20 protein-coding genes and 1 tRNA gene are annotated in these 23,850 nt (G+C 58.7%); 9 read left to right on the top strand and 12 right to left on the bottom strand.

Annotation, left to right across the window (positions count from 1 at the left end; translation table 11 throughout):
* Positions 1-126: 126 nt before the first annotated feature.
* The gene (locus PW843_21470) at positions 127-996 is read right to left on the bottom strand and encodes an NAD(P)-dependent oxidoreductase (GenBank protein MDE1149144.1); all 870 of its coding nucleotides are present in this window, start codon (positions 994-996) and stop codon (positions 127-129) included.
* Positions 997-1,162: 166 nt separating this feature from the next.
* Complete coding sequence (locus tag PW843_21465) at positions 1,163-1,864, bottom strand: SDR family NAD(P)-dependent oxidoreductase (GenBank protein MDE1149143.1); 702 nt, start codon at positions 1,862-1,864, stop codon at positions 1,163-1,165.
* 175 nt (positions 1,865-2,039) lie between these two features.
* Here PW843_21465 and PW843_21460 point away from each other — a divergent pair, with 175 nt between their 5' ends.
* Entirely contained in the window at positions 2,040-2,378 is a 339-nt protein-coding gene (locus tag PW843_21460; protein ID MDE1149142.1) for a GIY-YIG nuclease family protein, read from the top strand.
* Between the two features lie 294 nt (positions 2,379-2,672).
* Here the strand turns inward: PW843_21460 and PW843_21455 are convergent, their stop codons facing one another.
* Positions 2,673-3,380: a glutathione S-transferase N-terminal domain-containing protein gene (locus PW843_21455; protein ID MDE1149141.1), complete on the bottom strand. Its 708-nt coding sequence runs from the start codon at positions 3,378-3,380 to the stop codon at positions 2,673-2,675.
* 147 nt (positions 3,381-3,527) lie between these two features.
* Positions 3,528-5,984, bottom strand: a complete 2,457-nt coding sequence (locus PW843_21450) for a glycoside hydrolase family 31 protein (GenBank protein MDE1149140.1) — start codon at positions 5,982-5,984, stop codon at positions 3,528-3,530.
* 174 nt (positions 5,985-6,158) lie between these two features.
* Here PW843_21450 and PW843_21445 point away from each other — a divergent pair, with 174 nt between their 5' ends.
* The 5 genes from PW843_21445 to PW843_21425 all read left to right on the top strand — a co-directional run bounded on the left by PW843_21445 (position 6,159) and on the right by PW843_21425 (position 9,741).
* A complete protein-coding gene (locus tag PW843_21445) occupies positions 6,159-7,019 on the top strand; it encodes a pirin family protein (GenBank protein ID MDE1149139.1) in 861 nt (286 codons plus the stop codon).
* A gap of 366 nt (positions 7,020-7,385) precedes the next feature.
* Positions 7,386-7,853, top strand: coding sequence for a hypothetical protein (locus tag PW843_21440; GenBank protein ID MDE1149138.1), 468 nt, complete (start codon positions 7,386-7,388; stop codon positions 7,851-7,853).
* A 65-nt stretch (positions 7,854-7,918) separates the two neighbouring features.
* Positions 7,919-7,995: transfer RNA gene (locus PW843_21435), tRNA-Arg, on the top strand.
* Positions 7,996-8,093: 98 nt separating this feature from the next.
* A complete protein-coding gene (locus tag PW843_21430; protein ID MDE1149137.1) occupies positions 8,094-8,816 on the top strand; it encodes a hypothetical protein in 723 nt (240 codons plus the stop codon).
* Positions 8,800-9,741, top strand: a complete 942-nt coding sequence (locus PW843_21425) for a site-specific integrase (protein ID MDE1149136.1) — start codon at positions 8,800-8,802, stop codon at positions 9,739-9,741. The genes PW843_21430 and PW843_21425 overlap by 17 nt, the downstream gene beginning before the upstream one ends.
* A 1,192-nt stretch (positions 9,742-10,933) precedes the next feature.
* On the opposite strand, the gene PW843_21420 is transcribed toward PW843_21425, so the two are convergent.
* On the bottom strand, positions 10,934-12,178 hold the full coding sequence (locus PW843_21420) for a DUF805 domain-containing protein (GenBank protein MDE1149135.1): 1,245 nt from the start codon (positions 12,176-12,178) through the stop codon (positions 10,934-10,936).
* 78 nt (positions 12,179-12,256) lie between these two features.
* Entirely contained in the window at positions 12,257-13,294 is a 1,038-nt protein-coding gene (locus PW843_21415; GenBank protein MDE1149134.1) for a DUF4339 domain-containing protein, read from the bottom strand.
* 449 nt (positions 13,295-13,743) lie between these two features.
* On the opposite strand from PW843_21415, the gene PW843_21410 reads away from it, so the two are divergent.
* Entirely contained in the window at positions 13,744-14,361 is a 618-nt protein-coding gene (locus PW843_21410) for a recombinase family protein (GenBank protein ID MDE1149133.1), read from the top strand.
* 214 nt (positions 14,362-14,575) lie between these two features.
* On the opposite strand, the gene PW843_21405 is transcribed toward PW843_21410, so the two are convergent.
* The 5 genes from PW843_21405 to PW843_21385 form a co-directional block, all read right to left on the bottom strand.
* A complete protein-coding gene (locus tag PW843_21405) occupies positions 14,576-15,106 on the bottom strand; it encodes a hypothetical protein (GenBank protein ID MDE1149132.1) in 531 nt (176 codons plus the stop codon).
* Between the two features lie 1,271 nt (positions 15,107-16,377).
* Positions 16,378-16,653, bottom strand: coding sequence for a hypothetical protein (locus PW843_21400; protein MDE1149131.1), 276 nt, complete (start codon positions 16,651-16,653; stop codon positions 16,378-16,380).
* Between the two features lie 1,250 nt (positions 16,654-17,903).
* Positions 17,904-18,281, bottom strand: a complete 378-nt coding sequence (locus PW843_21395; protein MDE1149130.1) for a DUF3800 domain-containing protein — start codon at positions 18,279-18,281, stop codon at positions 17,904-17,906.
* A gap of 26 nt (positions 18,282-18,307) precedes the next feature.
* On the bottom strand, positions 18,308-18,748 hold the full coding sequence (locus PW843_21390) for a DUF3800 domain-containing protein (GenBank protein MDE1149129.1): 441 nt from the start codon (positions 18,746-18,748) through the stop codon (positions 18,308-18,310).
* Between the two features lie 183 nt (positions 18,749-18,931).
* Entirely contained in the window at positions 18,932-20,869 is a 1,938-nt protein-coding gene (locus PW843_21385; protein ID MDE1149128.1) for a prolyl oligopeptidase family serine peptidase, read from the bottom strand.
* A gap of 253 nt (positions 20,870-21,122) precedes the next feature.
* Between PW843_21385 and PW843_21380 the strand changes: the two genes are divergently transcribed.
* The gene (locus tag PW843_21380; GenBank protein ID MDE1149127.1) at positions 21,123-22,226 is read left to right on the top strand and encodes a lysine-2,3-aminomutase-like protein; all 1,104 of its coding nucleotides are present in this window, start codon (positions 21,123-21,125) and stop codon (positions 22,224-22,226) included.
* A gap of 138 nt (positions 22,227-22,364) precedes the next feature.
* Here the strand turns inward: PW843_21380 and PW843_21375 are convergent, their stop codons facing one another.
* On the bottom strand, positions 22,365-23,114 hold the full coding sequence (locus tag PW843_21375; protein MDE1149126.1) for a DUF599 domain-containing protein: 750 nt from the start codon (positions 23,112-23,114) through the stop codon (positions 22,365-22,367).
* Positions 23,115-23,287: 173 nt separating this feature from the next.
* On the opposite strand from PW843_21375, the gene PW843_21370 reads away from it, so the two are divergent.
* A complete protein-coding gene (locus PW843_21370; GenBank protein ID MDE1149125.1) occupies positions 23,288-23,848 on the top strand; it encodes a hypothetical protein in 561 nt (186 codons plus the stop codon).
* Positions 23,849-23,850 lie beyond the last annotated feature (2 nt).

Below are 23,850 nucleotides of genomic sequence, written 5' to 3'. Positions count from 1 at the left end.
GCCATCCGGCCGCTTGGCTCATCCTCGCATTCCAGTCCGCTACGCTCCCCGGAATGCTCCGGCGGCCCCAGTCGGGGCCTACAGTGGCATGAGCCAAGTCTCACGCCACTGGTCCCAACAGTCCTTTTACCGCCCGGTATAAAGCTTGATGAGGGCGGAAACGTTCTGCGCGCCGAAGCCGTCCTCGCGGGCGCGGTTCAGGGTGGCCAGGGTGGCGTCCGCCAGGGGCGTGTCGGCGTGGGCCGCGTCCGCCTTGGCGGTGGCATAGCGCAAATCCTTGGCCATCAGGTCGATGGGGAAGCGCACCTCGAAATCGCCGGCCAGCATCTGGCGGGCGTAGTTGGCCGCGGCGGGACTGGCCACCGGCAGGGTGGCCATGATGTCCAGCGCCTGGCCCGGTTCCAGCCCGGTCTTGCCCAGGAAGCCCAGCATCTCCGCCCATACCGCCAACTGGCTGGCCAGCAGGGTGTTGACCGCCAGCTTCAGCACCGCCCCCCGTCCCACCGGGCCCAGATGGTGGACGGCGGACGCCAGGGGCGCCAGCACCGGCCGCGCCGACGCGAAGGCCGCATCCTCGCCCCCCGCCAGGATGATCAACTGGCCGCTTTGCGCCTGCGGCAGGGAGCCCACCACCGGCGCCTCCACGAAGGCCCCGCCCTTGGCGGTCACGGCGGCGGCCAGCCGGACCGCCCAGTCGGGCGACACGGTGCTGCACTCCACCGCCAGGGCGCCCGCCTTCAACCCGGCCAGGGCACCGGTTTCGGCATTCAGCCACACGGCGTCGGATGCCCGGTCGTCCGCCACCATGGCGATGACGAATTCGGCCCCGTCAGCCGCCGCGCGCGGCGTGGGGGCCGAGGCCGCACCTTGGTCCACCAGGCCCGCCACGGGGCCGGGCGACCGGTTCCACACCGTGACGGCGTGCCCGGCCTTCACCAGGTTGGCGGCCATGCGCGACCCCATGGCGCCCAGGCCCAGGAAAGCGATCTTGCTCATCTCTTCAGCTCCATAAGCACGGTCTTTAAGGCCCCCTCAAACGCCGGGCACCAGCGTCCGCTAGCTTGGCTTGTCCTCAATTTCCAGTCCGCCTGCGGCTCCCCAGAAATCTCCGGCGGCCCCAGTCGGGACCTACAGCGGCATGAGTCCACTCATGCCGCTGGCATCACCAGCGAACGGTGTTGCCCTGGTAATCCAGGTAGCGCAGGCCGGGCTTGCCCGACTGCGCGGTGATGACGTCGACCACGCGGGGAATGCTGTCGGAAACACCCAGCGACGCCTCGGGCCCGCCCATGTCGGTGCGCACCCAGCCGGGCGCGATCAGCACCAGGGCGTGGCCGCTGCCGGCGGTGCGCGCCGCGTAGGACCGCATCAGGGTGTTCACCGCCGCCTTGCTGGCGCGATAGACCTCCCACCCGCCGTATTCATTGTCGGCCACGCTACCCAGGCCGGACGACATGATGCCGATGGTGCCGCGCGGCGCCACCAGGGGGCCCAGCGCCTCGACACAGCGCATGGGCGCCAGCGCGTTGGTCAGCATGACGCGGGTGAACTCCTCCACCGTCACCTGGCCGATGGTCTCCTCCGGGTTGTTGGTGACCCCGGCGTTGACGAACAGCAGATGGAAGGTGCGGCCGGCCAGACGCTGGCGCAATGCCGCGATCTGGTCGTCATGGACGATGTCCACCGTCTCAACCGTCAGGCGGCCGTCGGAGCGTGCCGCCGCCTGGTGCAGGGCGCCGGGCTTCGAATCCGGGCGAACGGTGGCGACCACCTGCCAGCCGCGCGCCAGGTACTCCTCGGCCAAGGCCAGGCCCAATCCGCGCGAGGCGCCGATGATAAGGGCGGTGGGGGTGGTTTGCGACATGGGGGCCTCCGGCGGTGGAACCATCAAGGATGGTTAACGATGCCCCCATGCCGCCGCCGGGTCCACTGCCCCGATGTCACGGCTTATGTGAGGCCGAGGCACCATCGGCGTACTTGACGTATTTTTACCCGGGTATTATATCCGCACAATATCACCCGGATGAAAAGGACATGCCATGCAGGGCCAGGACAGGAAGGCGGCCGTCGCCGCCTATAAGGAACGCGACGGCCAGCCCGGCATCTACGCCCTGCGCTGTTCGGCCTTGCCCGGCACCGTCTGGGTGGGGCCGACGCCGACGCTGGACACCATCCGGAACCGGGTGTGGTTCAGCCTGCGCCACGGCGGCCACACCCACCGGGACCTGCAAGCCGCCTGGAACGCCCACGGGGCCGAGGCCTTCACCTTCGAGGTGCTGGAACGGCTGGAACCGGAGGAAAGCGCCTACCTGGCCCGCGCCCAGTTGAAGGAACGCGCTGCGCACTGGCGGGCGGCGCTGAAGGCGGAAGCTCTTTAGCAGGGTGCGGAAAAAGGCTTGTGCGTGGCGAGCGACGGGAAAATTCGGTCAGATTAGGAAAAGCCGAGGCGAGATAGCCGCGCTATCTAACGAGGGTTTGACGCGAGATGACCGAAAGTTTCCCGAGCGCAGCAGCACAATGATTTTTCCGCACCCTGTTAGGCGGCATGAGCCTCTCTCATGCCGCTAAGCCGCGACCGCGGCCGCCGGAGCGTTTTGGGAAGCGTCAGCGGACTGAAACACGAGGATAAGCCCAAGCCGGCGGATGCCGGCGCCCGGCGCTTGAGGGAACGACTAAACAGCCCGTTTTGGAATGTCGAGACCGCGCTGCACCGCCGGCCGCGCCAGGCCGCGTTCCAGCCAGGCGGGCACGTGCGTCAGGCTGGCGTAGTCCACCAGCTCACCGGCGCCGTAGAAACCGACGAAGTTGCGCACCCAGCCCAGCAGGGAAATGTCGGCGATGGTGTAATCCTCGCCCATGATCCATGGCCGGTCGGCCAGGCGCCCCTCCAGCACGCCCAGCAGGCGCTTTGATTCGTCCGCATAGCGCTTCAGGGGCCGCTTGTCCTCGTAATCCTTGCCGGCGAATTTGTGGAAGAAGCCCACCTGGCCGAACATGGGGCCGACGGCCGCCATCTGGAAGAACACCCACTGCAGCGTCTCATAGCGCGCGGTGGCGCCGGCCGGGATGAACTTGCCCGTCTTTTCCGCCAGATAGACCAGGATGGCGCCCGATTCGAACAGGGCGATGGGGGCGCCCTCCGGCCCGTTGGGGTCGATGATGGCCGGGATCTTGCCGTTGGGGTTCAGCGACAGGAAGTCCGGCGTCCAGGTCTCGTTCTGGCCGATGGCGATGGCGTGCGGCTCATAGGCCAGGCCGGTCTCCTCCAGCATGATGGAGGCCTTCACGCCGTTGGGCGTGGGCGCGGAATACAGCTGGATGCGGTCCGGATGCTGGGCCGGCCAGCGGGCGGTGATGGGGAAGGCGGACAGGTCGGTCATCGGGGCAGGCCCTCTCGATAAGTCGGGGCCGGGATTCAACGCGCATTCGGCCGGCACTTCAACCGCGCGACCGTTGAGAAAAGCGAAAGAAAAGGGCGGACCGTCGCCGGCCCGCCCTTCCCGTCAGTCACACCGTCGAGTGGATGCTTACTTGGCCCCCACGATCTCCACCACCTTGGCATCGGCCTCGGTCCAGCCCTTGGCGCCCGTGTGGCTGAGGCTGTGGCCGGTATCGCTCCACACCAGGTCGGTGACCTGGCCGCCGCCCTGCTCATAGGCGTAGGTGGTGCCGTCATCCTGGAACAGGGTGAAGCGGGCGTCCGCCCCCGGATAGACCTTCACCTTAGCAATGGTCTGCTTCTGGTGGGTGTTCTCGATGGGCGAGCCCAGCGGCAGGATGGAACCGGCCTTCACGAACACCGGGATCTGGTCGATGGGTGCCGCCACCGTCACGGTCTGGCCGCCGGTATAGCGCTTGTCCGTCCAGTAGTCGTACCAGTCGCTGCCGGCCGGCAGGTAGACTTGACGGCTGGTCGCCCCCTGCTCCGTCACCGGGGCCACCAGCAGGGCGGGACCGAACATGTATTCGTCCCGCATATCGGTCACGGCCGGATCATTGGGGAAGTCCAGCGGCAGGGCCCGCAGGAAGGGCGCGCCCGTCCGGTAGGTCTTGTAACCCAGGGAGTAGATATAGGGGATCAGCTGGTAACGCAGCTTGACGAACTTCTCCAGGATGGCCTGGGCATCCGGACCATAGGACCAGATTTCGTTGGCCGGGCGGCTGCCGTGGGTGCGCAGGATGGGCAGGAAGGTCGCGTACTCGAACCAGCGGGTATACAGCTCCGGGTAATCATCATAGCCGCCCACCACCGGGCGGGCCGCGGTGGGATCGATCAGCGGCGCCTTGGCCGGCACGTGCTCCTCCGGCAGGTACTGCCAGCCGCCGGTGTCGTTGCTCCAGTAGGTGATGCCGCTGGCCGCGAAGTCCAGCCCGGTGGGCACCTGGCGTTTCAGCGCGTCCCAGGTGGGGGTGATGTCGGACGACCAGACGATGGCGCCGTTGCGCTGCACGCCCAGATAGGCGTCGCGCGACAGGATGACGGCGCGCTTGCCCTTCACGTCGCGGCGGAAGCCGTCGTACAGGGCGCCGGTGTGGTACAGCGGATAGACGTTGTAGAACTTCGTGCCCGGGCCGATGTGCAGGTAGCTGCCGTTGGGCGGCAAATCCGGCTCCGTCTCATCCGCCCACAGGCTGTCGAAGCCCTGGGACAGGATGTTGTCGCGGATGGTGTTCCAGTACCACTTGGCGGCGTCGGGGTTGGTGGTGTCGATGTCCGACCCCGCCTTATCGTAGGGCAGCCCGTCGGTGGGCGTGCCATCGGCCTGGTGGATGAACCAGTTGTTCTTCTTCAGCAGGTCGTAATAACGGCCGTCGGGCGTGAAGCGCGGCCACACGCTGATCATGGTCTCAAAGCCCATGTCGTGCAGCTGCTTGTTCATGGCCTTGGGATCGGGCCACAGCGAGGGCACGAAATCGAACTGGCCCATGATGGTGTAGTAGAACCAGTCCACCACCAGCACGTCGGCCGGGATGTGGCGGTCGCGGTAGCCCTTGGCCACGTCCAGCACCTCCTGCTGTGAGCGGTAGCGCTGCTTGGACTGGATGTAGCCGTAGGCCGACTTAGGAAGCAGCGGCGTGGGGCCGGTCAGCTGGCGATAGCCCGCGTAGATCTCATCGGCATTCTTGCCGGCGATGACGAAGAAGGAGACGCGGTCGCCCACCTCGGACGTCCAGCGGGTAACCTCGTTGAAGCCGGGCTCGATCGTCGTCTTGGACGGGTTGTCCCACAGCAGGCCGTAGCCGTAGTTGGTGACCATGAAAGGCACGCAGGTGCTCTGCCCGCCCGGCGCGTTGTAGTCGTTCCAGCAGCGCACGACGTGGCCGCGATGGTCCAGGAAACCTTCCTGGTTCTGGCCCAGGCCGTAATAATGCTCATCCGCCGGCGAGGCGAAGACGCCGTTCACGGTATAGAACTGCTCATCCGTCGGCCGGCGGTCGTGCAGCAGCTGGCTGTTGCCGTCCTTGAAGTTGGGCATGCCCATGGACCAGCCGGTGAAGTCCAGGATGGTCTTGCCCGCGGCGTCCTTGAAGACCACGCGGGCGCCGTTGGTGGTGCCGCCGAAATAGCGACTGATATCCACGGCCGTCTGCTGCGGCGCCACGGCGTGCGGCGGCGGGTGCCAGCCGACGATGGTGGCCGACATCTGGCCGGAGGACAGCACGGTGTCGCCGCGGTCGTCCGTTGTCCGGGTCCAGCCGGTGGCGTTGGCGCCGGGGATGATGCCGGGGCCGGGGGCGGCCAGCGCCGCGTCCTTCTTCAGGCTGAGGGTGACGCGGATGATGTTGGGACCGTAGGGCTCCACCACCAGGGTCTGTTCCTGGGTCTTGTTGGACTGGTCGACCACCAGTGGGGTGGTGAGCGTGTCGGCGCGGGCGGCACCGGTGACGGCAAAGGTGGCGGCGACGGCCAAGGTGGTGGAAAGCAAGGCGGCGCGTAGCCCCCTCATGCGCGGCCCGGTCGGGCGCATGGCGCGCGTCTTCATGGTGATCCCCCTGGAAGTTCTTATTTAGGCAAATGATAGCGGTACCATCCGGCATGCGCCGGACGTGGTCAACCGGAATGTCCTGCCCATGGGACGATCCGTCCCGGCCCGGCCCCTATCGCCGGCGCCCGTCTTCCCTTACCTGTAAGGGCAGGACGGAAGGATAACGTACCCATGACCGCCTTGAAGACCCTGAAGCGCCTGCACCCAGCATATCGCGACGACATCGCCGACCTGGTGACGCGCCGCCCGCTGCCCGGCCCGGCCGTGCCGCAGATCAGCCCCTTCCTGTTCCTGAACCATCACGGGCCGCAGGTCTATCCGGCCCACAACCGTGGCCTGCCCTTCGGCCCCCACCCGCACCGGGGGTTCGAGACGGTGACCTTCATCCTGGAAGGCGAGTTGACCCACAAGGACAGCGCCGGCCATGAAAGCGTTATCAAGGCCGGCGGCGTGCAGTGGATGACGGCGGGGCGGGGGGTCGTGCATTCCGAGCTGTCGCCCGACGCCTTCCGCCGCAGCGGCGGCCCGCTGGAGATCCTGCAGCTGTGGGTCAACCTGCCCGCCCGCCTGAAGTTCGCGGAGCCGCGCTACACCGGTTTGCAGCGCGACCAGATCCCGGCCCTGCCCACGCCCGACGGCCGGGGCACGGTCAATCTGATCGCCGGGTCCTGGGGCGGCATCGACGGCCCCGTCCCCACCCTGACGGGCATCTTCATGTCCTGGGTCACGTTGGCGGCCGGCGGCACGGTGCGCTTTGACGACGTCGCCGGCCGCAACGTCTTCCTCTATGTGGTGCGCGGCACCGTGGCGGTGGGGGGTGGCGAGGCACCGGCCCATCACCTGATGGAACTGGACCTGGCCGGTGGCGCGGTAGAGATCACGGCCGAGACCGACGCCGTGCTGCTGTTCGGCCATGGCGATCCCATCGCCGAACCGGTGGTGGCCCACGGCCCCTTCGTCATGAACACGAAGCAGGAGATCATGGACGCCATCCGCGATTACCAGGCCGGCCTGTTCGACGGCACGCTCTGACGCCAAGCTCTTGATTCGACAAGGCCTCCGGCTCCAGAACACGAGTCGGCATGGGATAGGCGTGCCCTCCCGCCGCCGGCGGCCGGAAGCCATGCGGACAGCCGGACGCATTTGCGCTCACTTGGCGGCACATCTGAGCAAACAATGCTGTCCCTACCCCGAAGGAGGGGGGTGGCCTATTGCCCAGCCGTGCCAAAGCGCGCTAAGGAAGATTTAAGAAAAGCCGCCTAGGATCAGGCGCAAGAACCGATATGCCAGGCCCCGGCACCGCCAGAAAAAACCAAGGTGCTAGGCCGAATTTCCCCGTCAGTTTTCAGTACCACCGTCACGTTCCCTTAACGCCCCATCCAGGACCCCGCCCGGATCATGTCCCGCAACGCCGCCCCCATGACCCCAACCAGCCGCCGCGCCCTGTTGCGCGGCCTGCTGGGCGGTGCCGTGGTGGCCCTGGCGGCGACCTCTCTGCCGCACGCCGCCCTGGCCGGTGAAGGCGGCGGCGGGCAGAAGTCGGAAGACCCCGAGGTCCTGCGCAAGATCAAGATGAGCCCCATGCTGCTACCGGGGCGGGACCGTTATTCCTATGTGCGCCTGCAGGTGATGCTGGTGGTGCGCATGAGCAAGAAGCTGAATGAGGAAGTGGACACGGTCACCAACCTGAAGCCGCGCATCAACGGCGAACTGACCGAATCCTTCAGCGTCGACCGCCTGACCAACACCAACCTGGGCATCGACGACATCAAGGCCCTGAAGGGCCGCATCATGGACGTGGCCAACGAGGCCTGCGGCGGCCCCTATGTCGACGAAGTCCTGATCATGAGCCTGCTGGTCGGCTGACCCGCCCGCCCATCATTTCCCCAGGGCTGTGCAACCCCGCCAAACCTGCTATAAACCCGCCCGGCGTCTCCGTAGCTCAGCAGGATAGAGCACAGGATTCCTAATCCTGGGGCCGTGGGTTCGAATCCCGCCGGGGACACCATTCCTCGCCGAACGCTCTCCCAAATGCTTGAAAACACTGTGTTCTGAAGCCCCCCGTGTATGCTGCTCCGGCGGACACTACACAGGGACGCTACACAGTTGTCGCGGATAACAAAGCTTTCCCATATCAGCGTGGTCAACGGTCGCTTCATCTTCCGGAAACGAATCCCGGACTATCTGCGTCCGCTAACCGCCGAGATGTTCGGGGTGTGCAGGGAATTTACAGTCAGTCTCGGATCGAACCCCAAACAGGCGCAGTTGGCCTACCCGGTGGTTATGTTCACGGTCCTCGCCAAACTTCAGCGGGTGCAAATCGAACATGAGCGTCAGTCCAATGCGTCGTCCCCCCTTGAAGCCGAGACAGTAATTCCCCAATGGCTGCCCCCCAATCTCGCTTCGGGATTCCTAGCTCTCGAAAAGTGGCACACCCAGAGTGTCTTGGCTGCGTTGCCGGAACCTGCCGCTGAGAAAAACACGCCCCAACCATTACGATCCTCAAAACCACGCCCAAGCAGCAAAGCACAGTCACGGTGTGCTCACACAATCAACCAGACTGACCACGATGGCGTAAGCGAGTTGACGCCATTTTCAGGTCTTACTACGTACTATTTGACCAAGAGGAAAACGAAGTCTGAAGATGTAGAAACCGTTAAACGACGCTTCCTAGAAAGTCTCGGAGAAGATATGCCCATAGGGACAATCACCAAGAAAGATGTCGTTCGTTTTAGAAATCTTCTTGAGAAAATTCCTGCACGCGTTACTGGAAATGACCGCCATCTCTCCTTGCCGGAATTAGCAAAGAAATATGATAAACTCACCTAACAATACTCATAAATCTTCTATTCTCGCCGGAATTGAAGATAATTTCGGTGATAAATGCCCAAAACTTCAGGCCGACGCCTCTATAGAAAAACATCTGAATATCGTGAAAGCCATCTTCTCGCTCGCATTTAACGAAGATGCGATACAGACCAACCCAGCACAAAGAGTTACGGTGACGAAGCGCAATATAGGAATTGAGCGTATTCCTTGGGATCAGGCAGATATTGCCAAACTGTTTAGCTGTGACATATTTCAAGGCGCGCTATCGCCCAAAGGTACTTTCCATTTGACTGCGAATTCCGATTTTTGGATGCCGATCATCGCAATCCTCTCGGGAATGCGGTGCGAAGAAATTGGGCAAATGATACCGGACGACATACAGAGAATTGACGACATATCTGTCTTCAATGTTTCAGAAATCGATAACGCAGGACGCACCATCAAGAGAATTAAAACGAGAAATTCCCGCAGGATCGTCCCAATACATCCAATTCTTATTGAAATAGGGTTGCTGTCATATGTCGATGCCATTAACGCGGCTGGCCATTGCCGGCTTTTTCCTGATCTAAAGCCCTTCACAGCGAAGAATGGGTCAATCAAATTCACCAAATACTATAGCGGTCGGCACTTTCCGAACCTGCGTCAGCGCCTTGAATTAACTGACCCTCGCAAGCCGTTCCACGCGTTTCGACACACAATCAAAGCGGCATGGAAACGCGCGGGAGTGCCTTTGGTTATCCAACACGAGTTGCTCGGACATGCCACTGAAGGCGGAGCAGCAGCAGCCTACGCTAGGGAGGAAAGGACTTCCCTTTCAGTGAGAGCGGAAGTCATTCGTTCGACCGTAATACCCGGCCTACCACACATCCCGAAGCCGACCTCATACGGCGTGGTCGCGTTGCCACGCGACCAATTCCCTGTGTAGTGTCCGCCGGAGCAGCATACACGGGGGGCTTCAGAACACAGTGTTTTCAAGCATTTGGGAGAGCGTTCGGCGAGGAATGGTGTCCCCGGCGGGATGTGACCAGACCGGAAGAAACCCGCAGGTTTCCTCGGTTTCTGTGGGGTATGTGCTGCGTGTTTGTGTAGTGCCGACCGGACGCGATCTTGGAACGGAGAACGTCCCCACGCACTGCAAATCCAGCATTGTGGCCACGACTCGGGTGGGCTGCTGATCGGGTAAACAGCGCCACCACCAACCGTCAACCGACCGTCTGACTGACCTGTAGCCAACGATTGGGTTGGCTGGCGTCTCTGAGGACCGGGGCTGGTCTTCGACCGGCCACGCTGCTCAGCTTCGGCGCCTTCCAAAGCATCATTCTGCCCGTGTTGGTCAGTCCCATGGCGCTGTGCTGCCGTCCGGTCGAAGGATGGTTTGTGCCTGCCGGCAGAGGGACGGTCACGACCGACGGTTGTCCGGACGAGTTCCTAATATGTGTACCAACAAGGGGACGGGGACGGTACAGGACGGTCACAGACGACGATTGGGATCACGATCACCCAACCATCGACACTACGCTCAATCTGACCATTGGAACGACGTTGAGCCGACCATCATCCAAGAGAGATTGTGGGCAACCGTGTAGGCGCGCGATGTGTCATGGGGTGGCCCTACATGGGTGAACTGGTCCGTGACAGGTGATCGTCCGGTTCCATCTTCCTCATGATGGCAGACCTGTCCCACCGCATTCCTGAGGGTATTGATGGGGGAGATGCAGGCTGACCGTGATGGAACCCGTCTGGCATCGGTTCTGGGGGGCTGTGGATGGCCTGTAGGCCTTGGCCTGCGGGGGTGTTCGCCGTGAGTAGCCTACCGTCGTCTATGGCCTTCTGGCGGGGTTTTAGCAGCAGGCAATGGGCGGGATGTGTGGCGGGTTGAGGGTGCTGGTGTGGGTGACCGTAGGCTGTGATCGTTAGGGTACCGTGGGATTGGCCGTGGCGGATGGGGTGCGTTGGTCAATGGCGCAACGAAGTGGGTGGGCTGGGGATGCTTTTGATTTGCGCCCACCACTCCCCCCAGATTGTTGGCGTAACTTACTTCTTGCCGGATGACGGCTTCAACCTCGGAGAGAAAGTACCCGATCCTAAAGGATCGCACTGTGTACGAAGAAAGTGCATCAATTTTCCAGTTCATTTGAATCTATGATGATTGGAGAAAGTTCGGCACCTTCATCGTGGTAAATTTTATTACCGAACTCATCGACAATATCGATAGACAGTACTATGCCATCAGTGCTGGCTGCCATGGCCTCCACAGTAAAGCGCCCACCCAGCGGTATTTTTGCCGCCTCATCGAACCAATTCGCTATTTCATACGTAGAGTATACTTTCGACCCGCCAGATTTTGTAATTTTCAACCTGCCGCTGATATCGTTATTTCCCGCAATAAAACATGTTCTAACATTATATTCTATACTGCCCAACCTACATCTCAATATCGCAGTGTATTGTTTGCCGATCTTTTTTTCGAGCGATCTTGGCGGTTGGTTTTGACTACTTGCGCCTAATTCACTATTGTCGGGGAGTGCTTTGGTAGATCTGTTCACAGACGGTTGGCTAATTTTGTTGGGAAACTCAAAATCTGGATGATTGGCAAGATATATCGTCGCTGCGCGAATCAATATCGAAAATGATAACAGAGTAATTGCAACGATATGCCTTCTCTCATTGAAGAAATTTAAGAAAGTTTCATTATTATACCCCATCGTAGCATGCGGATTTTTGACTGGATTGGGTCCATATTTATTGTCGCCGGCGACACCGGGAAGGAATCCAAGCTCAACTGCTAGATATATTGGACCAATTATAGGCACTATACCCCATAGCAGCCACCAACCGGAGCGTCCACGATCATGTAGGCGCTTTACTGAGGCTGTAGTTAAGGCCAATTGAATAATAATGGCCCAGAAAACTGAGAAAATTCCTATTTGATTATAGGCGATAAAATCCAGTCCTGCAAAAAATAAACTAAACAAAGGCACGCACAGTCCATACTTCACCCAATATTCTTTGCGTGAAATTCGGCCATGAAACGTAAACCATTCCGTTACGTCGATGAAATACCTATCACCTTCAACGGCACCATTCTTCTCAGTCGCGATTGCCGCACTGCTTCGCAAAGCCATCGTAGGTGCAGCCGGTGGCGGCAGGGGAGGAGGAGGGGGAGGTGGTGGTACCAACAGCCTCGTAATGGGTGATTCTGACAGCTTCACCCATCCAACAGTGGCATCGTAAAATACGAATGTAGTGGGCTTCACTTTGCCAGCGGCGATTTCTTTCAGGAAATTTGACTCGGAGAACGGTCCAACTCTCTCTGAACCATCCGCATAATACCAAGTGGGGAATCCCGTAGTTGACACCATTTATCCCTCAGAATTTTCCAACCGCAATTTTTCTGCCGACAGAATATGTAAATCCTTAATTAATGTTATTCCGATTGTCTATAATGGCCTAACATATGAATATTGTACTTCTCCGCTATCATTAATAGATATGGCAATCGTAAATCCCGATTTTACCTGACGCTTGCTTATTGTGACGAGTATGTTTTCGGAGTTTTTGCCGTGATTGCACACTAAGACGGCAACACCACTGACTGTGTCAGAGTTTTTTAGAGAACAATATACTGTCGAATTCCCTATACTTATAGTTTTCTTTGATATGAGATCAATTGATGCAATAGTTCCGTCGTCTCCTCTCCAGACACCACTCACATCGTTCAGAATATCATCTGCCGAATCAAAATTTTGGAATACTGCAATAGCCAATATTATAGAAACTAGAAAAACGGAAGCAACAGATTGTGTTGGTGTTAAAATTTTAGGGAACCAATCCCAGAGATTTTCTTTATATTTTATGAATCTATAGTAATCTATATTAACATAAAAGCAACAGTACATGGGTATAACGATTAATAAAAAGTATTCAAACTTACCAGTTAAGGGAACTCCAGATATAGACTCAATAAATTGTTGGATACTTTGAATTATAATCCATATAGAAATAATAAATGCCGCTTTGTGATACATCTTTAGTTTAATGTAATAAAGAGGACCGAACATAAATCCCCAAAAAGACGCAACGCTAAAATTTTTTATATTGCTATTCCACTTTCCTTCTCTGTTAATGGTTGGTTTCCCAGCACCATCCCTTGGCATCTTTTCAACTGAATCAAATTTCTTTTTCCAATAATTGCTTATGATCGGCTCATTAATTTCATCAGACGCTTTAATATTTTCCCGATCTTCCTTGCTGGACGAAATAGGAGGTGGAGAAACTCTACTCCGAATGGTGGTAATCATAGCAGCAATTGGCGAATCGGAAAGCTTGATCCATCCCGCAGCGCCATGGTACCAGATGAGAGTCTCATCTTGTATTTTATCGTCAAGAATCTCACGAACAAAATCTGCTTCGGAGAAGGGGCCAAATCGTTCTTGACCGATGCAATAATACCATTTCGTATCAGGTTTATTTTGCACTTTAGTGCCTCACACGCAAATTTCTGGACGTTACATTTATTCTAATCTGTCGATTTCTTCATAATATAACCTCAAGCGATATTGCCGGCGCATGACATTTGTGCATGACGAGGTGAAGTTCGTCTCTTGCGTAATATTTTATACATATTGCCTCCTTTTATACCCATTATACCCATTATACCAAATGGGGCTTGATCACAACCAATTGACGGCTTCGCCACCCGGATGGCGTATACCGCGAAAATATCCGGTGTATCGGGGCGAAGCCGGTGAGATGGCCATCCGGAAGATGGTGCCGGTATGCTCATGCGGAAATTAGCAAATAAATCGCGCCCATTTAGGTATACCTCAGCGAAACTACGCCCCAACTGGTTTCATAAATCCATATTGACCATTTAAAACGAACCAATCATTATGAAACTACCAAAACGAACTGCTGGTGGCTTTTGATGCTGGTCCGACTTTACCTTCGCGCTTCCACGAACGATCAAGATGCGACCCGCGCACAGCCCCAGCTTGAAGCATTTTGCATTGAGCGCGGCTTGACCATCGCCGCCCGTTACATCGAAAATGAAAGCGGCGCCAAACTGGACCGGCCGGAATTATTCCGTTTGTTAACTGACAGCCTACCCGGCGACCTGATTCTGATAGAGGCTGCCGATAGGCTTTCCCGCCTGAACGACGGCGACTGGCGGCGCCTGCGGACGGAACTAGATGTGCGACAGGTGCGGGTAGTGGCGCTGGATCTGCCCACGTCGTGGATGTTGGCAGCCCCGGCCGATGAATTCACAGCGCGGATGTTCGCCGCCATGAATTCGATGATGCTGGACGTGCTGGCTGCCGTCGCCCGTAAAGATTATGAGGACCGCCGGCGGCGTCAAGCTCAGGGTATCGCCAAGGCGAAAGCCCACGGGAAATATCAGGGCCGACCGGAAGACACGGCTCGCAACGATGGAATCGCGGAGATGCTGAAAGCTGGAATTTCGTGGTCCAAGATTCAGGCCGCGACGGGATGCAGTCGCGCGACAATCTCGCGGGTTCGTCAGCGGGATGAAAACGCTGCATAAGACGTCGTGGAAAGGCCATGACGGGAATACCTTGAACGCATCCTGCCCCTGTATCCCGTGCAGCATCGCCGCTTTATAGCCCGGCATGCTCTTGTGTCCATTAGGTCGGATCAGGCTGCGCCGCCGACCGGGACCATCTATTGGAGACGTGGCCGGCGGCGCCGTGGCTCGCCGGCCAGTTCCCAGCATCATGCCTTAACGAGGGGATGGGCTGTCACTTTCGGCGATTGCCGAGCGAGAACCTTTGCCACTGAGAATCGCGGGACACCATCCACTGGGCCAGTTCATCGACAACAGGAGGGGGCAGCCACTCGCGTGTACCGTTTTCCGAGCTATGGTGTTGCGTGAAGCAAGCTTTCGCGGGGTATGTGGCCAACCTTCGGAGTGATCGGCGTAGTCCGGCTTCGCTCTTTGCCCTAACACAAGCAATATTGATAGCCCGTTTGTCGGTCCATCTCTTGGACAATTCAGTTTTCAGTAAATTATCTGGATATCCATCAAGATAAACGATCATATGCCAATGAAATTTCCAAGATATCTTATTAAATTCTTTATCGTAAACCGGCTGAACTTCGCGAGCGCCCCAAATCCTAATTTGGCTATCCAGTGGATTTCCATCTTCATCATAAATAAAGCATGATTTTCTGATCTTTCCGACAATATGTCTTAGAGCTTGGTGCTCTTTTTCTGCCAGTTGCCGGGCACCATCTTCTAACGATTCAGTCTCGCAAACGTTGATGGTCACCCAACGCAAAGAATCAATAGGAAGTAGATGAACCCCTTGCTTTTTGAGCGTGTCTCGAAAGTACCGCTTTCCTCTTCGCTCTGAACAATAAGGACAACAAGACAATGTACATGGTTTCTGTTTGGAGCATTTGTCAATTTTATTGCATAAATCAAAATCTGTAAGGGAGAACCTAACGATCTTTTTAATCCCCTCCTTCGTATTTGACGATGTTTCCCTCCAAATACGTTCCAAGAGGGAGGCCCTGAGTGCATACAACCTATCTGACATAAAATAATTGCCCTGATAAAATAATATTACCTATAAAACGAGCGGACAACAGATATAGATTGGCTGAACACTAAGAGATTTTAGAAGCCATATCCGTTGATTGCGTCCGAAATCGGACGTCAAGCACTTTATATCAGAAATCGATAGCCGATTGCAAAATCTACGTGCACGATCCGATCATTTTATTTTGTGGTGGCAGAACAATCCTCAGCGGTTCAGTTCCACGCGACAGTACCGCCAACTGAACGCGGGTGGAGATTGCCCATGGTTGCCGGATCAATTCCAAGCTGGGATCGGGGCAATCCCATGTTTCGGGCCAAATTTTCTTCAGGGAATCCATGACCTCAGCCCGAAGGATGTTCCGATGCTGCACGTGCAACAGGACGAACCAACCCTCCGAAGCCGGCACCAGCATGCCGGTTGCCATGACCGCCCGCCAGACCCGGCGTCGTCGCCCGGCTCGATCCCGAAGATCCCTCAATCGTCGTCGGAATATGCGCGTGGTTGCCTGAACCCCGCCGCTGGACGGTTTCAGCGGAACGATGAACACCGACACAGGGTCGCCATTCTGCCTGACCCACGATGCCAGTCCCGTATACCAGCGTGCCAATTTTGCTCTCCCGCACCATGGGCAAGCTGAGTTCCGACACGACCAATGGCGATAGTCTGATGTACGGCTAGCCCGGGCACTTGAACAACGCGCTAACCGACCAGCAACGTAGTTTTCGCCAATCAGAAGAAGGCCTTTCACCGTCTCGTCGGAAATCGTCCGCAAAAGTTGCATTTCAACGCGGGTAGTCATGGCTGACTTTCTCGCGTGGTCAATTCTTTCATCCTATCAGCGTGCCGGTGCTGCTCAGCCGATTTCTGGTTTTGGATTTTCACATCCTTCTTGGCCTTTTGTCTGGCCCGGGCGGGTGTAAGCGGGGGAATGCTCCCGCTGCTGCCGACAGGCTTGGCTTCCGTCAGGTCATCGCCTTGGATAATTTCAGCCCACCTCATCACTGCACCACCGGCGCCGGGCGCCGCTTGTAGAAGTGCTCGCCCTGCAACGCCGCGTCATTGACGATTGCCAGTCGCGTCAGCGTAAATTGATCCGCAACACGAATGGTTAGATTGCCGGTGCCAGTAACCCATTCGTATTCACCTTCTTTGCAATAGAACTTTGTCGCACGACGCATCGATCCGAAGATTTCATCAATTGTCCTAATGGTCTTCGGTGATCGCTTTGGAATTTTCACATCCAAAGCATACGGAAATTTTTCTTCATCCAACATGATACTGAACCTCTATAGCTAGATCTTACCTCCTATTTAGTAAGTTGCGGCAGGGACTTTTGAGCAGACTGGTGTCCACGGTCACCCCACTTCGTTGCGCCATTGACCAACGCACCCCATCCGCCACGGCCAATCCCACGGTACCCTAACGATCACAGCCTACGGTCACCCACACCAGCACCCTCAACCCGCCACACATCCCGCCCATTGCCTGCTGCTAAAACCCCGCCAGAAGGCCATAGACGACGGTAGGCTACTCACGGCGAACACCCCCGCAGGCCAAGGCCTACAGGCCATCCACAGCCCCCCAGAACCGATGCCAGACGGGTTCCATCACGGTCAGCCTGCATCTCCCCCATCAATACCCTCAGGAATGCGGTGGGACAGGTCTGCCATCATGAGGAAGATGGAACCGGACGATCACCTGTCACGGACCAGTTCACCCATGTAGGGCCACCCCATGACACATCGCGCGCCTACACGGTTGCCCACAATCTCTCTTGGATGATGGTCGGCTCAACGTCGTTCCAATGGTCAGATTGAGCGTAGTGTCGATGGTTGGGTGATCGTGATCCCAATCGTCGTCTGTGACCGTCCTGTACCGTCCCCGTCCCCTTGTTGGTACACATATTAGGAACTCGTCCGGACAACCGTCGGTCGTGACCGTCCCTCTGCCGGCAGGCACAAACCATCCTTCGACCGGACGGCAGCACAGCGCCATGGGACTGACCAACACGGGCAGAATGATGCTTTGGAAGGCGCCGAAGCTGAGCAGCGTGGCCGGTCGAAGACCAGCCCCGGTCCTCAGAGACGCCAGCCAACCCAATCGTTGGCTACAGGTCAGTCAGACGGTCGGTTGACGGTTGGTGGTGGCGCTGTTTACCCGATCAGCAGCCCACCCGAGTCGTGGCCACAATGCTGGATTTGCAGTGCGTGGGGACGTTCTCCGTTCCAAGATCGCGTCCGGTCGGCACTACACAAACACGCAGCACATACCCCACAGAAACCGAGGAAACCTGCGGGTTTCTTCCGGTCTGGTCACATCCCGCCGGGGACACCATTCCATTTCCTTATTCGCCGCGCGTGTTGCGCCTTTATCTAAAAGCTGAATCTTATCAAACCCTTACAGGGGGTTGATTTTTATCAGCGAATCCATTATATTAGTTGCCGGTAGGTGCGCTGGAACTACCTCTGAGTTGCCCTACGGGCGGCAGTTGCGGAAGTCGCAATGGATTAAAGAGGCCAGGCACCTACCATTTCCTACGCGCATATCCCATAAATTCAAAAATTTCTCGTTGTTGAGGCAAAAGCCCCATCTTATCGAGAGCTGGCATCGGTTTAATTCCATTTCCTATAATTACGCCCTTCTTCCCTCGATATAAGCGAGGAACAATTAGTTTTGCATGATCTGCAAAGCATCCCCTCTGTCGCTCAACCGACACAGCCTCATAAAAAGACCCCGCAACAACGTCAGCGAGTTGCAGGCCAGCTTCATTTTTGTGAGAAACAACCTTTATTTGCTCCACGTCGAATACGTCCCATTTTATATATCCTGGGATTCTTAAAGAATTTGTCCACGTTTGGATTTTTAATTTTTCCATATAATCAATTAGATTTTGATAAGACATACCACCGCGCTGCGAGAAAATTGTTTTTATTGCATATATTCTCCATAAAGTTTTATGGATTTGCTTTCGCAGAACTCTGTTACGCGCTCCATCAAAAGTCTAGTACACCACCAATATAAATAATTCTTATCTTTTTTACATTTTTCATTTCTGTATCTCTCCATGTTTTTCTTATTTGACATAACAACAAAACAACGCAGGTCAGCGCGGCCGATTTCGGAACACGCAATCTGTTTCTTTGCGTCTATCAAATCGCGATAATGAATATATTTTCTTTGGGTGTTTTTGAATTTTGATATAATTTCCCGTTGAATTTTTCCAATTTTATTTTCATTCTCTGCTCTAACTACTACGGCAGAAAGAACGAACCATTCAGATGATCCATTAGAACGATTTGGAAATACCTTATCCAAACCATCATCTCCAGATTCATCAATATAAGCAACGAAGCCATATTTTCTGCTCATCGTACCTTTCACCCATCATGCAATTTCAGAAAAATGCGATTCTCTCAATAAATTAATAATGCACCCATATGGCGTGTACACAAAAATTATGCTCCCATCTCTCTCAAAATAACCTTGATTAGAATTTAGACATCTATGCTCCTCAACCTTCCTGTCTTTTGTAGAAAACTTAACTTTAGCCCCTCACCGCAAATTTTCGATCACCACCGGCGGCAACGTGTCCGCCGGCTGGAAGCCGAAGATGCGGCCGTAGAAATACAGCTCCGCCTCCTGCGCGCGGATGATGCTGTCGGCCTTGCGGAAGCCGTGCTGTTCGCCCTCGAACTCGATATAGGCGACGGGCACGCCTTTGGCCTTCAGCGCGGCCACGATGCTGCGCGATTGTGCCGGCGGCACCACCGCGTCCTCCGACCCCTGGAAGGTGATCAGCGGGGCGGAGAAGCCGTCCAGATGGTGCAGGGGGCTGCGGGCGTCGTAGATATCCTTGCCCGCGGGATAGGGGGCCACCAGGCTGTCGAGGTAACGGCTTTCGAACTTGTGCGTGTCCTTGGCCAGCGCCTCCATGTCCGAGACGCCGTAGTAATTGGCGCCGGCCTTGAACACCTGCGTGAAGGCCAATGAGGCCAGGGTGGTGTAGCCGCCGGCACTGCCGCCCCGGATGGCAGCGCGGGTCGCGTCCGCCAGGCCGGCCCGGTCGAGATAGGCCACCACCGCCGTGGCGTCCTGCACATCAGTGACGCCCCAGTTGCCGCGCAGCCGGTTGCGGTAGGCGCGGCCGTAGCCGGTGCTGCCGCCATAGTTCACGTCCACCACGGCGAAACCCCGGCTGGTCCAGTACTGGATGCCCAGATCCAGCGCCGGCTTGGCCCCGGCGGTGGGCCCGCCGTGCACCTTGACCAGCAGGGGCGGCTTCTCCCCCGCCGGCGCCCGGAAGGCCGGGTTGGTGGGGGCGTAATAGAAGGCATGGGCGGTGCGCGCCTGGCCGTCCGGGCCCGGTGCCGTGGGGAAGTCAATGGGCCGGGCGCGGGACACCAGGGCAGCGTCCAGATCCTCCGGCGCCGGGCGGCGCAGGATGGTGTGCCGGCCACTCGCCAGGTCAACGCTGACCACCGCCGCGGTGGCGTCGGCGAAACCGGCGATCATCACTGCGTGGTTGGTGCCCGCCGAGCGCACGCCGGTGATGCTGACGAAGGGCAGGTCAAGGTCACGCGTCGTGCCGGCCTTCAGGTCCAGCACCGTCAGATGGTCCAGTCCCTGGGCGCTGTAGCGCGCCACCGCCCGGCCGTCGCCGGTCAGGGCATAGGTCGCCAGGCCCAAATTCCACAGCGGCCCGCCGAAGTCCGCCTCGCGCGGCGCCACCGGCCGCACCTGGCCGTCGCGCCAGGCATACAGGTTCCACCAATCGCCACGGTCGGAAATGAAATAGAGCGTGCCGTCGGCGTCCCATTGCGGCTCCAGCACCGATTCCTCATGCCCGCCGGCCACCGCATGGATGCCGGTCAGGCCCTGCGGCCCGACATCGGCGACATAGAGGGTGGTGGTGTCCCAGGGCATATTGGGGTGGGACCAGGCGATCCAAGCCAGGCGCCGGCCGTCCGGGCTGAGACGCGGATAGGCAACGAAATCGCTGTCGCCGAACAGCACTGTGCCGGCATCGCCAGGCTTATCCACCTCAAGCCGGACGATAGCATTTTTGGCCTCACCCGGGGCGGTATGGTCCTCCCGCACGCAATAGAGGATTCCGGCGGCGCCAGGGGCGCAGTCAGCGTAGCGGTAGCCCTGCGGCGTCAGGGCCACCGGCGCGCCACCGCCGACCGGTGCCGTGTACAGCCGCTGGTCGGCGAAGTTGCTGAAGTACAAATGGCCGCCCGCCACCAGCAGGGCGCCGCCGCCATATTCGTGCACGCGGCTGCGCACGTTGACATCCGGCCCCGTCAACTCGCGAACGCCGCCAGTGCCCACCGGCGTTACGATAGCGAAACGGCCCTTTTCCGCCGGCCGACTTTCCAGCCAATAGGGCGTGCCACCATCCACCGTCAGGTCGGCCAAGCGTACCTCGCTGCCGGCCAATCGAGCGGCGGTGATGGGCGAAGCCCAGGTGCCGTACGGAGCAGTTTGCATTTCGGTCGCGCTCACATCGGTCATGCCCGTCATCCATCCAATCAGCAGTACGGCCGCCAGGACGGCCCGTCCGTATCCCATCGGTCGCCCCCGCTGCGCCCCATCCTGCGACCACTGTGCCGCAAGGCCGGCGCCAAAGCCAACCGGCGTCGCGGGGGGCCCATGCGGGGGGATGGCTTGACGAAGGCCGCGCCAAGGCCGATCTAGGCCCCTGTCCCATCACGTTCCGCATGCCATTTCCGGGGAGGGTTCCTTGGGCAACGCCGTTCGCCAGCCTGCATCCCCCGCGATCCCGCATCCCGCCGCCGCCCGCAAGGCGCCCATCCGCACCTCTTCCGGCCTGGTGGAGGCCGGCCTGGCCCCGGCCGACGCCCTGCCGGTGCTGGAGCAAGTGGCGGCCAGCTTCGCCGTATCGGTTACCGACCAGATGGCGGGCCTGATCGACCCCACCGACCCGCACGACCCGGTGGCCCGCCAGTTCATCCCCAGCGGAGAGGAGCTGGACACCACCCCGGCCGAACTGGACGATCCCATCGGCGACGCGCCGTACAGCCCGGTGAAGGGCATCGTCCACCGCTATCACGACCGCGTGCTGCTGAAGGCCGCCAACGTCTGCCCGGTCTATTGCCGCTTCTGCTTCCGGCGCGAGATGGTGGGCCCGGGCAGCGAGGCGCTGGACGGCGCCGACCTGGACGCCGCCATCGCCTACATCGCCGCGCATGAGGAGGTGTGGGAGGTCATCCTGACCGGGGGCGACCCCCTGATCCTGTCGCCCCGCCGCCTGGCCGATATCGTGGCACGCCTGGACGCCATCCCCCATGTCGGCATCGTGCGGTTCCACACCCGCGTGCCGGTGGTCGATCCCGCGCGCATCACGCCGGAACTGGTGGCGGCGTTGAAGGGCCGGCGGGTGGCCAGCTGGCTGATGCTGCATGCCAACCACTGGCGGGAACTGGACGACACCAACCGCGCCGCCATCGCCCGGCTGGTGGATGCCGGCATCCCCCTGCTGGCGCAGACCGTGCTGCTGAAGGGTGTGAACGACGATGTCGAGACCCTGACCCGCACCTTCCGCGCCCTGGTCCAGGCACGGGTGAAACCACACTACCTGCACCAGGGGGATCTGGCCAAAGGCACCGGCCATTTCCGCACCACGGTGGACCGGGGCCGCAGCCTGATGCGCCAGCTGCGCGGCGACGTCTCCGGCCTATGCCAGCCCACTTACGTGCTGGACATCCCCGGCGGCCACGGCAAGGTGCCGCTGACCGCCGATTACCTGGAAAAGGACATGGACGGCGGCTGGACCGTCACCGACCCGCGTGGCGGGCGCCACATCTACGACGAACAGGCCAAATAAAATCTGGCCGCACTCATGCGGCTGTAGGCCGCGACTGCGGCCGCCGCAGGTTTCCGGGGAACGAAGTGTACTGGAAACCGAGGAAGCCAAGCCGGCGAAGGCCGGCGCCCGGCAACTGCGGGCACAAACAAATAATTCTCACGCCCCCTCCGGCGGCCGGCGGGGGGCCGCCCGTTCCGGCAGGGCCATCTGCACCGCCGTGCCGAAGCGGCGCACGGCGTGGAAGGCGCGGGAGTGGAAGTGGCGGCGCACCAGCACCACGATCACCAGCGCGGTGGAGGCCATGAAGGCCAGCGGGTGGACGAACCAGCCCAGGGCCGCGAACCCGAAATAATAGGCGCGCACCCCGGCGTTGAAGCTCTGCACCGCCAATGACAGCAGCGTGGCGGCGGCGTCCGCCGCCTCTTCCACGTCCACGCTGGGCGGATGATTGGTGGCGTCCGGCATGGCGCCGATCAGGGCGCAGGTGTAGTTGTACTGCCGCACCGCCCAGGTGAACTGGAAGAAGGCGTAGACCAGCACGCCCAGCAGCAGGAACAGCTTCACCTCGACCAGGGCGCCGGAGACCGTGCTGGCCACGTGCATCCTGTCCACCAGGGCCGCCAGCCGGTCGGCGTTCACCAGGGCACTCAGGTCACCGGCGATCAGCAGCACAGTGGTGGAGGCGAAGAACGACACACTTTGGATCAGGTGGCCCAGCAGTTGGCCGTCCAGCAGGCGGGTGTCGCGCGCCTGCATGTTGCGCATCCACACCTCGCGCACCGTGCGCATATGCAGGTTCAGGCTGGCCGGCGCGCCCGGCAGACGGAAGACGACGTTATAGCCGCCCCACAGCACCGCGAAGGTGACCAGGGCCAGGACGTCCAAGGGTGCGAGATCGAAGGGCATGGCCGAGGATTGCTCGAGTCAGGCTAAAACAGGCCAACGCATCATGCCTTGGCCGCGACCGTCCGGCGAGGGCAAGGTCACCTTCGGTGTGATCGTATGCGCCAGTGATCGACACCGGCTTCAACACACATTACATTCAGATTTGTAATCAAGCATGCAAGGAATCCATAAATATGAAAGTCTGGGACGGGAGATTTATCCTTATTTCGACATTTATCGCACTGGCAGGGTGCTCCGCCGGACAAGTGAATAAAGATTTCAAGTTTGATTCCGACAACAGTAAGGGCCTCATGGTTCTTGGTTGGGAAGGGCTGGATAAATACTATACGGCTCAGATAGAATTATATTTTCAAGGCGTCGATAAGGATGGGAAATTCGACGATCGTGCGATCCGTATAACCAATGGAGATACCTTCGAAAGGAAGAATCCGACAGAGTATTATGTTGTTGAAGCAAAGCCAGGTTATTATGTGATCGACTATGCGATAACGCATCCGATAATTACGAAAATTACTAGACTGTGCCTGGGAACGATTAAATTTGAAATCCTTCCAGGCAAAGTATCATACGTGGGGAATATACATTCCACGTTGAATGGGCCACCCGTCCAAGCCGCATTTCCACATCCGGACGCTGCGGCAGCCAAGTTAAGCGAGTATCCAAAAATTACGCCCCCGATGACGCTATCGCCGATTTGGAACGTCCCTTATCCCGACAAAACGCTCTGCCACTGACC

The organism is Azospirillaceae bacterium (assembly GCA_028283825.1).
Lineage (GTDB): Bacteria > Pseudomonadota > Alphaproteobacteria > Azospirillales > Azospirillaceae > Nitrospirillum.
Note: the sequence above shows the minus strand (reverse complement) of the source record. Positions and strands in the feature narration are given on the sequence as shown.

Excerpts from the sequence above, each read along its gene's own strand:
- PW843_21470 (MDE1149144.1), bottom strand. The coding sequence starts at position 996 with ATGAGCAAGATCGCTTTCCTGGGCCTGGGCGCCATGGGGTCGCGCATG.
- PW843_21465 (MDE1149143.1), bottom strand. The coding sequence starts at position 1,864 with ATGTCGCAAACCACCCCCACCGCCCTTATCATCGGCGCCTCGCGCGGA.
- PW843_21460 (MDE1149142.1), top strand. The coding sequence starts at position 2,040 with ATGCAGGGCCAGGACAGGAAGGCGGCCGTCGCCGCCTATAAGGAACGC.
- PW843_21455 (MDE1149141.1), bottom strand. The coding sequence starts at position 3,380 with ATGACCGACCTGTCCGCCTTCCCCATCACCGCCCGCTGGCCGGCCCAG.
- PW843_21450 (MDE1149140.1), bottom strand. The coding sequence starts at position 5,984 with ATGAAGACGCGCGCCATGCGCCCGACCGGGCCGCGCATGAGGGGGCTA.
- PW843_21445 (MDE1149139.1), top strand. The coding sequence starts at position 6,159 with ATGACCGCCTTGAAGACCCTGAAGCGCCTGCACCCAGCATATCGCGAC.
- PW843_21440 (MDE1149138.1), top strand. The coding sequence starts at position 7,386 with ATGTCCCGCAACGCCGCCCCCATGACCCCAACCAGCCGCCGCGCCCTG.
- PW843_21425 (MDE1149136.1), top strand. The coding sequence starts at position 8,800 with ATGATAAACTCACCTAACAATACTCATAAATCTTCTATTCTCGCCGGA.
- PW843_21420 (MDE1149135.1), bottom strand. The coding sequence starts at position 12,178 with ATGGTGTCAACTACGGGATTCCCCACTTGGTATTATGCGGATGGTTCA.
- PW843_21410 (MDE1149133.1), top strand. The coding sequence starts at position 13,744 with ATGCTGGTCCGACTTTACCTTCGCGCTTCCACGAACGATCAAGATGCG.
- PW843_21400 (MDE1149131.1), bottom strand. The coding sequence starts at position 16,653 with ATGTTGGATGAAGAAAAATTTCCGTATGCTTTGGATGTGAAAATTCCA.
- PW843_21395 (MDE1149130.1), bottom strand. The coding sequence starts at position 18,281 with ATGTCTTATCAAAATCTAATTGATTATATGGAAAAATTAAAAATCCAA.
- PW843_21390 (MDE1149129.1), bottom strand. The coding sequence starts at position 18,748 with ATGAGCAGAAAATATGGCTTCGTTGCTTATATTGATGAATCTGGAGAT.
- PW843_21385 (MDE1149128.1), bottom strand. The coding sequence starts at position 20,869 with ATGCAAACTGCTCCGTACGGCACCTGGGCTTCGCCCATCACCGCCGCT.
- PW843_21375 (MDE1149126.1), bottom strand. The coding sequence starts at position 23,114 with ATGCCCTTCGATCTCGCACCCTTGGACGTCCTGGCCCTGGTCACCTTC.
- PW843_21370 (MDE1149125.1), top strand. The coding sequence starts at position 23,288 with ATGAAAGTCTGGGACGGGAGATTTATCCTTATTTCGACATTTATCGCA.